Source organism: Nitratiruptor sp. YY08-10, from assembly GCF_016629565.1.
In the GTDB taxonomy this organism is placed as follows: Bacteria; Campylobacterota; Campylobacteria; order Campylobacterales; family Nitratiruptoraceae; genus Nitratiruptor.
Map to the genome: position 1 here is coordinate 675917 of NZ_AP023057.1, position 12245 is coordinate 688161.

Below are 12245 nucleotides of genomic sequence, written 5' to 3' on the forward strand. Positions count from 1 at the left end.
ATAATGATTGTATTCACAAAAAGGATGAAAATGCTCACATTTGCTCTATGTCCTCATGATTCTGAGGATGAGAGAGAGCTAAAGAAGTGGAAACATTTAGCAAACTCACTTTCTCAAAAGCTGCATAAAACCATAAAGTTGGTTACGTTTGCAAATTACATCGAAGAGAAAATAAAACTCCCTGAAGCAAATTATGATCTTTATTATGCGAATCCCGTGGCTTCGTATTTTTTATATAAAAATGGCTATAAACCGGCTGCACGCTTGAAGGATAAAAAAGACACATTTGTTGTCATCGGATATAAAAACAATACAATCCATCATACCACATTAACGACGACTTATATAGAAACACATATGCTGCCTATGCTTATAGAAGAGGAGTTTGATTTTGTTACAACGGATGTTGTACTGGTTCCAACCCAAAAAGAGATTTATGAACGTGTGAAAGCAAAAAAAGTTGAATATGGAATTATGTATGAAGATAGTTACGATGCTATAAAGGATTCAGATAAACCTCCCATTGTTGCTCGTGTACCATCAAATTTTCATCATACCTTAATGGTAAAGCCAAATCTTTATAAAAATATTCAAAAGATATTACAAACGTACAAAGAATTTGAGCTTATAGACGAGGAAGAGTTTTTAGATGGAATTACAGAGAAACTGCCGATTATCTCTTTTTTAAAAACGAAGGAGTTTTTTGATGTCTCTAAGGCTCTTTACAACAACCCTTTTGTAGGAGTACTCATTTATAAAAATAAAATCGAATATGCCAACGAGGCGCTCCAGGAAAAATTTGGTTATACGTTACAAGAGTTGGAATATATGAGTCCTGAAGAGATGGTGTGTGATGAGCAAAAAGCAATGGTCAAAGAAGCTATTCAAAGAAGAATAAACGGGGAGTTTTTCTCAAAAGGATATGAAAAGCTTATAATAAAAACAAAAGATGAACAAAGAATCTATACTCTTGCGTTTGCAAACACCATTCTTTATAAAAACTCCTATGCAGGACTCGTTTTTTTGGTCGATATTACAAAAGAGGTGCTGTATCAAAAACTCTATAAGGCTCTTCGAAATGTCAACAGAGCCATAACCACCGTTTTAACGGAAGAAGAGCTTGCCAAAATAGTATGTGAAACACTTGTGAGTGAACTGGACATTAAATTCGTATGGATCGGTGTTCCGGATCCAAAGGGTCAAACTTTTCAAGCAATATATAAATGTGGGGAAGAACAAGACTATCTTGATCATATAAAAGTGTTTGTTGGAGGTGATCTCCCTCAAGCAAAAGGTCCCACGGGCAGAGCGTATAAAGAACGTGCAATTGTCATCAATCCTGACACAAAAGAAAATCCGGTGATAAAACCATGGCGTACTGAGATGTTAAAGAGAGGTTTCTTGTCTTCTGCCGCAGTGCCGATTTTGAAAAATGGGAAAGTACACGCTGTCTTAAATATCTACTCACCGATCCCACATTTCTTTGACGATCTCAATCAAACTCTTTTGGAAGAACTCCAACACGATTTAAGTTTTGCAGTCCAAAAAATTGAAACAATCAAAAAATCGATCATTTTAGAAAAAGCAGTTGAGAAAGGTTCCGAATTTTTAGTGATTGCTAACTACGACGGTTATATCGAATATGTCAATGAGTATGCGTGTAAGATTTCAGGCTATCAAAAAGAGGATCTGCTAAACAAACATATAAGTTTTTTATATAAGCAATTTCATTCGAAAAGCTTCAGTGATACTGTATGGCAAACGATTGTTTCTGGAAATGAGTTCAGTGCAATTTTTGTGAATAGAAGTAAAAATGGGACGCTTTTTTATCTAGATCTCAAAATCATACCGGTAACACTTCCAAATGGTGAAAAGAAATTCGTCGCTCTTGGCAGAGATATTACCAAAGAAAAAGAGCTTTTAAAGGAGAACGAGCAACTCAGATTTTATGATGCTTTGACAGGATTATACAATTATAACGGCTTTGCTGTTCAGGTTGAAAAATATCTTCAAAATCAACCTCAAACTATTTGTGCGTTCTTACTGATCGATATTGCTAATTTTTCTTTTATTAATAAAACGTATGGTGTTGTGGTAGGAGACAAAATCCTCATTGAAATAGCCAGTAGACTCAAGCAGTATTTGAAAAAGAGTGATATTATAGCAAGAGTAGGAGGAGATGAATTTAGTATATGCTTTAAAAATATAAAAGAGAAGGAAGATCTCTTTTTGCTTATTGAACGGGTAAAAAACATTCTTGATCGAAGTTCTGTTTTCACTATAAATGGTATGAACTTAACCCTTACCATCCATGGAGGTATTTCTATCTATCCCGATGACGGAACAACATTTCAAAAACTTTTGGAAAACGCAAGTGTGGCACTACAGTCTGCAAAAAAAGAGGGCGATAATATTATAAAAATTTACAATAAATCAATAGAAAAAAATATCGAGTTTTTCTTTGTTGCAGAGCAGCTATTGAACAAGGCGGTGCAGAATGATCTCTTCGTATTTCACTACCAGCCTTATATTGATGTGAAAACTCAAGAGATAGTCGGTTTTGAAGCCCTTGCAAGGATCAAGGATGAAGATGGAACGCTGCACTATCCAAATGAGTTTATCGATCTATTGGAAAATTCACATTTTTTGGGCAGATTTAGAAAATGGGCTCTCAATGAAGTATCGCAAAAAATAAGGGATTGGAAAAAACCAATTAGTATAAATATTTCGGCAAAATCTTTTAAAAATCAGAGTTTAACTGAAGAGGTTTTGTCTTATGCAAAAAACCTACCGGCTCCCTTGACGATAGAGATTACAGAGAGACTCTATATGAATGATCCACAACGTTCCAAAAAAATGATAGAAAGACTCAAAGAGTGTAAAAATATACGGATATCCATCGATGATTTTGGTACTGGATACTCATCCTTGTCGTATCTGAAAGATATGCATGCAGACATTTTAAAAATTGATATCTCTTTTGTACGAGCAATGATGGAAAATGAAAAATCCCAAGCGATTGTTAAAGCTATTATCACTTTAGCACAAGCTCTCAATATGAAAACGGTTGCTGAAGGGGTGGAAACAAAAGAGCAGTATGTAATGCTCAAAGAGTTTGGAGTTGATTATATACAAGGGTATTATTTTTTCAAACCTTTACCAGAAGAAGAGATAGAAAAATTATTAAAATGGAAAAAGAAATGAAAATAAGAGTCTATTACGAAGACTTTCTTATTCTATAAAATATAGAAAAATCCCGTAAATTAGGGAAAGTATAGAAAATAGATTTTTATAAAATTTGCTAATTAAGTGAAAAAATGGGCACAATTTTAGGCACGAAATAAAATCAAAAGGTTTAAAATATCGTATTCAAGGGGATAAAAGAGTGAAAATAAGAGTCTATTACGAAGATGTGGATATAGGTGGTATAGTCTATCACTCCAAATATCTCAATTTTTGTGAGAGGGCGAGGAGTGAGCTCTTTTTTGAAAAGAAAAAAAGTCCTGTATACGAAGAGTACCATTTTGTTGTCAAAGAACTGAGAGCTTCTTATCTCAAACCTGCTTTTTTTGGTGATCTTTTGAAAGTAAAGACTAAGCTATTACAGACAAAGGGTGCAAGAATAAAACTGCTGCAGAATGTGTATAAAGAAGAAGATATAGTTTTTGCAATGGAGATTGAACTTGTCTGCATGAAAGGTCTCAAACCTTCTAAAATTCCAAGTTATTTTCTTGAAGCGTTTGATCGATAAAACGATACTTTGTTGTTTGGAGTATGCGAATTGGATAGAGGATCTGGTTGTCTAAAATCTGAAAATCGCTTTTCATGCCTTCTTGTGTATTGGTTAGAGCTTCTATGCCAGCAAAACATGCATAGCCTAACCAGTCATAATTGATGTTGCTATCAATAAGAGCATTGTATGCTTCCAATGTTGGCTGTATTGGGGCAAAAGAGATTGCAATATATAAATTTTCTCTATCCTTTGGTTGCGTAAGGGAAAAGAGTCTAGGGTTATAATTGATCTGTGTTGAAATCTTTATTTTTGGTTCGATGTCATAGTAGGTCATTTGTGAAAGTGCTAGTGCGGTTTTCACAAGTGGTGTATTAAAAAGAACAGAACTTTCATTCAAATCCTCGTTCTCATACAAGATCTGCTTCATATTTTGGATCTTTTCATCGATTGGATAGAGCTTACTGTTTACGGATGCATATAAAATAGCAAAATCAGTGAGTTCTTTTGAAAGGGGAGATTTGTCCAAATAAAATATAGACAAATTTTCATCAATAAATGATAAGAGAGTATCCAGTTGAGTATAATAGTCCGGACCGCCAAAAAAGATATTTTCATTTTCTGACTCTACCATGGATCTATGAATTGTTGGGATAAAAATTGGTGTATTGGTTTGCAATCTAGCGATAATATCTTTTTGTGCATACGGTAATGGAACTATGATAAGATCGTAAGAGGTATTTGTTTCATTAATATATGTAATCAGTGTATCGCTATTTTGAAAAAGCTTTGTTGTAACATCAAAATCGAAGCCATTTTTCAAAAAATAGGCTAAGAGCGATTTATTGATACTGTTTCCGAAAGGTGCCAATCTCTTTTGTAGGGCGATAAGGATGTTGTATGCACCTATACTTCTTTTTTGGGACATATGGAATAACAAAGCATATTTTTTGTACTCTTTTTGAATATCTGGATCGTTGCTCTCTTTTGCTTTTGCTAAAAAAGAGAATATCTCTCCATTGTTGAGCAGGCTTTGCAAACAGTAGTCGTCACACCTATTGATATCCAGATCGATAAAATATGTTTTGGGCAATGGGAGAGGGGAAAGGAACTTGCCGGATGCAAAAAGAGAGAGTGTTAAGAGCATTAATGCAATGATTTTTTTCATAGCATCTCTTTGATCTTTAATAGGTCCTCATAAGCCTCTTTTTTCTTAGATGGATTGCGCAAAAGATAACTTGGATGAAATGTTGGAATAAGTTTTTTCCCCCGAAAGGATATGATTTGGCCTCGTACCTTGGAAATAGGCGTATTGTCTCCTGTGAGCCAACGATAGCTTGTGGTGCCAAGGGCAACAAGAATTTCAGGATCGATAATCTCTATCTGTTTGAATAGATAAGGAATGCATGTCTGAGCTTCTTGAGGTGTGGGAACTCTGTTGTTTGGTGGCCGGCACTTGACTATGTTTGCAATATATACTTCACTTCTTGGAATTTCCAAAACATTTTCAATCATTTTTGTTAAGAGCTGTCCCGCTCTACCCACAAAAGGTCTGCCTGTTTCATCTTCTGTAGCTCCAGGACCTTCCCCGATAAACATCAGTTTTGCATGAGGATTCCCTTCTCCAAAAACCACATTTTTTCGTGTTTTGCTTAAATCACACAAGTGGCATTCCAAAACTATCGCACGAAGAGCTTCCAGATCGTTGGGTAGAGTAAGAGGTGCATTCGTTTCTAAATCGATAGGATTCATATATTCACTGCCTAGCCATTGATTTTGATATAGAGTGTAAAGAATTTTAAGTTGTTTATAGTGCATACAAGATTATACAAGCGGAGGAGTTAAAATTAGGTTAAAGGGGCAAAAGCCCCAAGGATTATTCAGTAACTTCTACTTCTACTGGAGTAGATTCCCAAAGGCCATGTTTTGTACAGTAGCTCATTGCAGTAAGTTTGAGTTTTTTTGTTGGAATGATGTAAAAATCAACTTCTACTTGGCTTTTTTCGTTTGCAAGTGTTCCTGGTGTGAATGTTGCTTGTCCGAGAAGTCTTTCTCCATCCCAAAGTTGAACATATGCAATGTAATGATCAAAATCATCTGGGTGTGTGTACTCGTTTCCGACTCGTACTTTAACTTTGAATTTTTCTCCTTTTTTTGCACTGCTGTCACAGATGACAAATGGAGAGTGTCGGTCGATATAATCTTTTTTTGCTTCTCTATCGATTTCGCTGATATCTACATATCTGTTAATTGTTGGCATAGTTGCCTCCTTTTTTTGATTTTTTCATTCTATATTGTACATGAAAAAAATTAAAATAGGATAAAATATCTCTTATTTATTTGATATCAAGAATTGGATAAAATAGTGTTATGAAAAAAGCACTCAGATATATTACAAGAAAATGGCGAAAATTTCTCCTTCTTCTCATACGAGAGTATCGTGAGACAAGACGGATGGTTGAGATCTATCTTACGCAAAGAGACAATGAAAAATTGAGACGGGAAGCAAATAAGCAGTTTGTGGATATATTAAAAATTCTTTTTTTGTTTCCTATATCGTTACTGCCGGGATCTGTTATTATCATTACTGTACTGGAACTTATTGCCAAGGCGTTTAAATGTACGATTTTTCCAACGAAACAAAAATTGTAAGAAGTCCCCAGCTTAGGCTGGAACTTCTGTGACATGGTGTTTAAGGCCTAGCTCTTCAGGCGTACATCCAAGAGCGAGTCCGATAAGTTGAGGAAGATGAAGAACAGGAAGTTTGAGTTCCCTTCCTACTGCTTTTGTTGCAGCCTTTTGTTTTACATCCAAATTGAGATGACAAAGAGGACATGGTGTGACCATCACATCAGCATTGTTGTCATATGCATCGGCCAGTGCGTTACCGGTCAGAATATTGGATGTTTTTGGTGCTTGCAAGTCAACATGGAAGCCACAGCATTTGTTTTTATGCCAGTAATCTACTGAGTTTCCTTCTAGAGCTTCGATAAGCTCTTCCAATGAAGTAGGATTATATGGGTTCTCTTTTGTTCTGTTGAAATGGTGATGGAGTTCACTAGGCCGTATATTGTGACATCCGTAAAATGGCGCAATGTTAAGTTCGCTCAATGGTTTTACAACTTTGTCTCTTAAGTTATCGAGGCCATAATCTTCTATAAGGGCATAGAGAAAATGTCGTACATTGCTAGTCCCTTTATAAACAAGACCTACCTCTTCAAGTTTTTCGTTTACTTTTGCTTTAAGCTCAGGATTTGAGTCGAGTCTATGCTTTGTCATTGCTGTGTTGAGCTGACATGTATTACAGATTGTAACCATGTCAAGACCACGTTTTTCCGCATAGCATATGTTTCTGGCATTGAGAACGAGACTCAAAAAATCGTCAAAATCTTGCAAATGGCTTGCACCACAGCAGCTCGCTTCATCCAGTAAAACCAATTCAATATCGAGTTTTTTTGCAACCGCCAATGTGGATTTAAGCAGTTCTGGTGTACTTTCTCTCGCTGTACAGCCTGTATAAAGTGCATATCGTAGCTTACTCATGGACCATCCTTTAAAATTTTACCGTTGAGGAACTTTTGATAAGTTTTTGAATCTCATCAAGATTTTTGGATTTTGGCATATTCCAAGGAAGAACAATTTTTCCTTTTTTAAACATCTCAAATGCTTCGTGCATATGTTTGACTACACCAAAACCTTCACTGTAAAGTACGAGATCTCCTTCATCCAAAATACCATGTTTTTTGATAGATCGCTTAAAGCCTACGGCATGTCTTGTAGCAACATTGCTTTTTGCTACACCCTCTTCAAATATCTGGTTATGGAGTTTTGTGATTTTTCCGATAGGATCGATCTCTTTCGGACACGCTTCGGCACACTCATAACATTTCACGCAGTCCCAGACCCCTTGTCCAAGAATATCGACAATTTCGAGTCTCTCTTTCTTTGCATGGTCTCTGACATCTGCGGTAAATCGGTACGCCTTTTCAAAAGCGGCTGGTCCAAGATAGTCTTCGTTCACTTCTACAACAGGACAGGCGTAGTAGCAGCAGCCACACTGGATACAATAATCCGCTTCTTCCAGTTTTTCCGCTTCTTCAGGTGGAATGATATTTTCCATACTTGGATGTTCGTCAATTTCGGCTTCAAGCCAAGGTTTGACGGTTTCGTATTTCTTCCAAAAGTCGGCTTTATCGACAACCATATCTTTTACGGCTCGCTTTTTGCTGACAGGCTCAATTATCAGTTCATTTCCAAAAAGCTCGATCATATCAACCATTCGTTCTTTACAGGCGAGGGTGCTTCTGCCGTTTACTTTAACTGCACAGCTTCCACAAATCCCGTGACGGCAGCTTCTACGATAGCTAAAACTTCCGTCATGTTCCCATTTTATTCTGTTAAGGATATCTAGAACAACCTCGTCCTCTTTTACATCCATCTCAATAGTGTCATAATGAGGCAGATAATCAGTTTCAGCGTTGAATCGAAATACTTTAAATGTCACTTTCATCTCTAGCCCCTATCAATATTTTCTTTCTTGCGGTTCAAATTTGCCTAGTACTACGTCACCATATTCTAAAGAGATATTTCCCTCTTCATCCATATAGGCATATGTATGTTTGAGAAAGTTTTCATCGTCTCTATTTGGATAGTCTTCTCGGTAGTGCGCACCTCTTGACTCTTTTCTTGCAATTGCTCCTTCAACGATGAAGCTCGCATAATCGAGCATATGTCCTAGCTCTATCGCTTCTTGCAAGTCTGTGTTGAAAGTTTTTGATTTGTCATCGATTCTGATATTTTTAAATCTGTTTCTGAGCTCTTTTAAAATCTCTTTTTGTTTTTTGAGTGATTCTTCCGTTCTAAAGACCCCACAGTTTTCAAACATTGTGTCTTGTAGTTCTTGTCGAAGCTTTGCTGTTTTTTCTGTACCGTTGTTTGTCATGATAAAATCGATCTCTTCGAGCATCGTGTTGGCTTCTGAGCCGGCAGCCGGTTGAAAATCGATCCCTTTTTCAAGATCATTTACGATACTTTGTCCCACATGTCTACCAAAGAAAAGAGCTTCAAGAAGTGAATTTGCACCAAGTCTGTTTGCACCATGTACACTCACACAAGCACACTCACCGGCAGCATACAGTCCTTCTGTGAGTTTATCTGGACTCTGTTTCACATGGCCATTGATATCTACCGGAATTCCACCCATAGAGTAGTGTGCAGTTACAGTGATCATAATAGGTTCTTTTACCATGTCTTGACCGAGGAATGTAATGGCAAGATCCCGAAGTTCTGGAAGTCTTTCCATAATTTTGGCTTCGCCAAGATGGGTGAGATCAAGATAAACTGCCATTTTGTCCGGCCCTACACCTCGACCTTCTCGAATTTCGTTCATAATAGCACGTGCAACAACATCACGAGGTGCAAGCTCCATCTTCTCAGGTGCATATTTTTCCATAAACCGTTCACCCAATGAGTTGTAAAGGCGTCCTCCCTCACCGCGAGCCGCTTCAGAGATCAAAATACCACTTCCTGCAAGGCCCGATGGGTGAAACTGTACAAACTCCATATCTTCAAGCGGAAGGCCATGCCGTGCAAAGATACTGAGGCCATCTCCCGTGTTGGCGTGGGCGTTAGAGTTGATTTTAAAAGCTCTTGCGTAACCACCTGTAGCAAACATAACGGCTTTTGCATTGAAGATGGTGGGTTTTAGATCTCTTAGATTAAATGCGACAACGCCATAAGCTTTTCCGTCTTTGTACAAAATATCTGCTACATACCACTCATCCCAAAAAGCTACTCCCTCTCTATGTGCTTGCTCGTAAATGGTTTGTAAAAGTGTCAAACCGGTTCTGTCTTTCGCAAAACACGCCCTTGGTTTACTCTGTCCGCCAAAGGGTCGTTGGGCTATACGGCCATCTTCTCTTCGACTGAAAGCCGCACCCATATGCTCAATCCACCGAATCGTTTCAGGGGCTTTTGAACACATCAGCTCCACTGCATCTTGATCGGCTAGATAGTCGCTTCCCTTGACAGTATCAAACATATGCAGTTCTACATCATCGTCATCGCTGAGTGCTGCATTGACTCCACCTTGTGCTGCACCGGAGTGGCTTCGCAGTGGGTGAAGTTTTGTGAGCACAATGACATCTTTTCCGCTCTTTTTGATCTCTCTGGCTGCCGCACATCCGGCGAGTCCCGAGCCTACGATTACAACGTCGGTAGTGACAATAGGTATTTCCATATCAGCGTGTCCTTTAATTGGAGTCAAAATTTTTCAGATTATAGCATTTCATAAAATAAAAATGGATAAATATTCCTATAACCCATCCGTTAAGGCCTTTTTTGTTACAATTGTTATCATAAAAGCGGGGGTAATTAGGGTGAATAAAGAAATTTTTTATATAAGTTTATTTAATAATAAATATATCGGAGACGATGGGGCTTACATTGGTGGCAAGGTCTACAGTGCCGATGCCTTTTGTGAAAATGTCCATTTTAAAAGAGAGTGGATGAGTTTTGAGCAGATCGCTTACAAAGCGATGCTGGTCAATATCTCCGATGCCATTGCTATGAATGCCGAGCCAAGGCAGATGCTGGTCTCTGTGGTTTTACCTAAACATATTTCCCCATTTGAAATGGAGATGATAGCAAGAGGGCTAAAAAAGGCTGCAAGGGAGTTCGGTATCGAAATTATTGGAGGAGATACCATTGCTTCTGATCGGCTTGACTTTCATCTTTCACTCATTTCTGAGACGAAGCGGCCTATATTTCGAAAACCGCTCAAAGAGACTTATCTTCTTGCATATACTGGTAAGCTTGGAAGTGTTAGAAAAGATCTAAAAAAACTCCTACGAGGCGGAAAAGTTTCTAAAAGGTCAAAATTTATCCGGCCAAGACTGCGTAGAGAGTTTATGAAAAAAGCATCACGACATATCAAAACGGCCATGGATATCAGCGATGGGCTTTTTGATGACCTGGCTAAAATGTGCAGATTAAATAAGAAAGGTGTTCGTTTTTTCAAAAAGATTCCTAGAAGTGTCGGGTGCAGTGGTGAAGAGTATGAACTTCTGTTTGCTTTTGATAAAAGAGATTTAAAAAAGATATTGCAAATCTCAAAAATTACAAGAACCCCAGTCACTGTTTTTGCAAAGGCTATACGAAAACCCTATAAAAATATATGTAAACCAAACCATTTTTAAGGAAATGTATGGATAGATTATTTTTTTTGGATCACTCTCCAATCGACTTTTATTTCAAACAATCACCTGAGACTTTTGTGGTAGAAGAGATACCACTATATCCATTCAGCGATGAGGGAGAGCATCTTGTATTGAAAATTCGAAAGAAAAATATGACTACGTGGCAGATGCTCCAGACCCTAAGCGAGCAGGTAGGGGTAAAAATACGCGATATTGGCTACGCTGGACTCAAAGATAAAAATGCTTTGACATATCAGTATATCTCCTTGCATAAAAAGTACGAAGAGGCTTTGAAAAAATTGAGTCATCCGCAGATCAAGATCATTGAAATGACGTACCATAAAAACAAGATTCGAAGGGGTCATCTCAAAGGGAACAAATTTTTTATACGTTTAAAAAAGGTCAAACCGGTCGATGCAAAAAAGATTGATCAAGTTATTGCAATCTTGGAAGAAGAGGGAATGCCCAATTTTTTCGGATATCAACGATTTGGCATCGACGGCGACAATTGGCAACTTGGCAAAGAGATCGTTGAAGGGAAACGAAAAGAGAGAAACAAAACGCTTAAAAGACTTTTGATCAATGCCTATCAGAGCCATCTTTTCAATCTTTGGTTGAGCAAACGAATAGAACTCAGCAAACTTCTGAACTGCTTTACGCAAAACGAGCTTAGTCAGATACTCGATTTACCACAATCTATCATTAAAGAGTTACAGTGTCAAAAACCGTTTTTCAAGCTTTTCCCGGGTGATATTGCCATGCATTATCCCAAGGGAAAAATTTTTGGTGTAGAAGATGTAAAAGAAGAGAGTGAGCGTTTCTTCGCAAAAACGATCGCTCCAACAGGTCTTTTGCCAGGCGTGAAAACAAAGCGATGTGATGGTTTGGCCCGTGATATAGAAAAAGATTACGATGATGAAAGAATTAGTGAATTTGGTGACAGAAGATATGCCTGGATATTTCCACAAGAGTTGCATGGGGTATACAAGGAAAAAAACGCATGGTACGAACTAAGCTTCTTTTTACCCAAAGGGAGTTATGCTACAGTATTGCTAGAAGAGATTGCTCATAGAAAAATAAAAGGAGAATGAATGCGAGCGGAATTTAAAGAAGAGTGCAAGTATGCTGAAGAGATTCATGAAGATACGAAGGAAGTATTTGAAAAATGGATGAAGCGATATGGATGGGATATCCCGGAGCTTGATGAGGATATCGCTGCAAAACTCATTTTAACAGAGATGCGCAAAGCCTTAGATGAGATGGAGGCTAGATATTGTGGGGGTGTTTGTGATACGGAACCGCCAAGCTGTCCAAAATAG

Annotated in this window: 12 protein-coding genes; 6 read left to right on the forward strand and 6 right to left on the reverse strand. The window is 37.7% G+C overall.

All coding sequences use genetic code 11. The annotated features are described in order from the left end of the window. Positions 1 to 30 precede the first annotated feature (30 nt). On the forward strand, positions 31 to 3204 hold the full coding sequence (locus tag JG735_RS03720) for an EAL domain-containing protein (protein ID WP_201335486.1): 3174 nt from the start codon (positions 31 to 33) through the stop codon (positions 3202 to 3204). Positions 3205 to 3385: 181 nt separating this feature from the next. Continuing rightward, positions 3386 to 3751 carry a YbgC/FadM family acyl-CoA thioesterase gene (locus JG735_RS03725; RefSeq protein WP_201335487.1) on the forward strand — a complete coding sequence of 122 codons (366 nt, stop codon included), beginning with the start codon at positions 3386 to 3388 and terminating at the stop codon, positions 3749 to 3751. Here JG735_RS03725 and JG735_RS03730 read toward each other — a convergent pair. From JG735_RS03730 to JG735_RS03740, 3 genes are all read right to left on the reverse strand, one after another. After that, on the reverse strand, positions 3711 to 4898 hold the full coding sequence (locus tag JG735_RS03730) for a hypothetical protein (protein ID WP_201335488.1): 1188 nt from the start codon (positions 4896 to 4898) through the stop codon (positions 3711 to 3713). The two genes, JG735_RS03725 and JG735_RS03730, sit on opposite strands and share 41 nt — an antisense overlap. Continuing rightward, a complete protein-coding gene (locus JG735_RS03735; RefSeq protein WP_201335721.1) occupies positions 4895 to 5482 on the reverse strand; it encodes a uracil-DNA glycosylase family protein in 588 nt (195 codons plus the stop codon). Before JG735_RS03735 ends, JG735_RS03730 begins: the two co-directional genes overlap by 4 nt. Positions 5483 to 5606: 124 nt before the next feature. Then, positions 5607 to 5990 carry a class II SORL domain-containing protein gene (locus JG735_RS03740; RefSeq protein WP_201335489.1) on the reverse strand — a complete coding sequence of 128 codons (384 nt, stop codon included), beginning with the start codon at positions 5988 to 5990 and terminating at the stop codon, positions 5607 to 5609. A 110-nt stretch (positions 5991 to 6100) separates the two neighbouring features. Between JG735_RS03740 and JG735_RS03745 the strand changes: the two genes are divergently transcribed. Further along, a complete protein-coding gene (locus JG735_RS03745; RefSeq protein WP_201335490.1) occupies positions 6101 to 6382 on the forward strand; it encodes a hypothetical protein in 282 nt (93 codons plus the stop codon). Positions 6383 to 6394: 12 nt separating this feature from the next. Here the strand turns inward: JG735_RS03745 and JG735_RS03750 are convergent, their stop codons facing one another. Genes JG735_RS03750 through sdhA form a run of 3 tightly spaced genes read right to left on the reverse strand, consistent with a single transcriptional unit; the run spans position 6395 to position 9968 of the window. Beyond that, on the reverse strand, positions 6395 to 7273 hold the full coding sequence (locus JG735_RS03750) for a CoB--CoM heterodisulfide reductase iron-sulfur subunit B family protein (RefSeq protein ID WP_201335491.1): 879 nt from the start codon (positions 7271 to 7273) through the stop codon (positions 6395 to 6397). Positions 7274 to 7283: 10 nt separating this feature from the next. After that, the gene (locus JG735_RS03755) at positions 7284 to 8240 is read right to left on the reverse strand and encodes a succinate dehydrogenase/fumarate reductase iron-sulfur subunit (protein WP_201335492.1); all 957 of its coding nucleotides are present in this window, start codon (positions 8238 to 8240) and stop codon (positions 7284 to 7286) included. A 12-nt stretch (positions 8241 to 8252) separates the two neighbouring features. Continuing rightward, positions 8253 to 9968 (reverse strand): succinate dehydrogenase flavoprotein subunit, encoded by a 1716-nt coding sequence (sdhA, locus tag JG735_RS03760; protein WP_201335493.1) that lies wholly within the window; start codon positions 9966 to 9968, stop codon positions 8253 to 8255. 139 nt (positions 9969 to 10107) lie between these two features. Between sdhA and JG735_RS03765 the strand changes: the two genes are divergently transcribed. Genes JG735_RS03765 through JG735_RS03775 form a run of 3 tightly spaced genes read left to right on the forward strand, consistent with a single transcriptional unit; the run spans position 10108 to position 12245 of the window. Next, positions 10108 to 10926, forward strand: coding sequence for a thiamine-phosphate kinase (locus JG735_RS03765; protein WP_201335494.1), 819 nt, complete (start codon positions 10108 to 10110; stop codon positions 10924 to 10926). Between the two features lie 8 nt (positions 10927 to 10934). Beyond that, complete coding sequence (truD, locus tag JG735_RS03770; protein WP_201335495.1) at positions 10935 to 12017, forward strand: tRNA pseudouridine(13) synthase TruD; 1083 nt, start codon at positions 10935 to 10937, stop codon at positions 12015 to 12017. Then, a complete protein-coding gene (locus JG735_RS03775) occupies positions 12018 to 12245 on the forward strand; it encodes a hypothetical protein (RefSeq protein WP_201335496.1) in 228 nt (75 codons plus the stop codon). It abuts the gene before it with no gap.

Coding starts and splice junctions, on each gene's coding strand:
- JG735_RS03720 (WP_201335486.1), top strand. CDS start 31: ATGCTCACATTTGCTCTATGTCCTCATGATTCTGAGGATGAGAGAGAG.
- JG735_RS03730 (WP_201335488.1), bottom strand. CDS start 4,898: ATGAAAAAAATCATTGCATTAATGCTCTTAACACTCTCTCTTTTTGCA.
- JG735_RS03735 (WP_201335721.1), bottom strand. CDS start 5,482: ATGAATCCTATCGATTTAGAAACGAATGCACCTCTTACTCTACCCAAC.
- JG735_RS03740 (WP_201335489.1), bottom strand. CDS start 5,990: ATGCCAACAATTAACAGATATGTAGATATCAGCGAAATCGATAGAGAA.
- JG735_RS03745 (WP_201335490.1), top strand. CDS start 6,101: ATGAAAAAAGCACTCAGATATATTACAAGAAAATGGCGAAAATTTCTC.
- JG735_RS03750 (WP_201335491.1), bottom strand. CDS start 7,273: ATGAGTAAGCTACGATATGCACTTTATACAGGCTGTACAGCGAGAGAA.
- JG735_RS03755 (WP_201335492.1), bottom strand. CDS start 8,240: ATGAAAGTGACATTTAAAGTATTTCGATTCAACGCTGAAACTGATTAT.
- sdhA (WP_201335493.1), bottom strand. CDS start 9,968: ATGGAAATACCTATTGTCACTACCGACGTTGTAATCGTAGGCTCGGGA.
- truD (WP_201335495.1), top strand. CDS start 10,935: ATGGATAGATTATTTTTTTTGGATCACTCTCCAATCGACTTTTATTTC.
- JG735_RS03775 (WP_201335496.1), top strand. CDS start 12,018: ATGCGAGCGGAATTTAAAGAAGAGTGCAAGTATGCTGAAGAGATTCAT.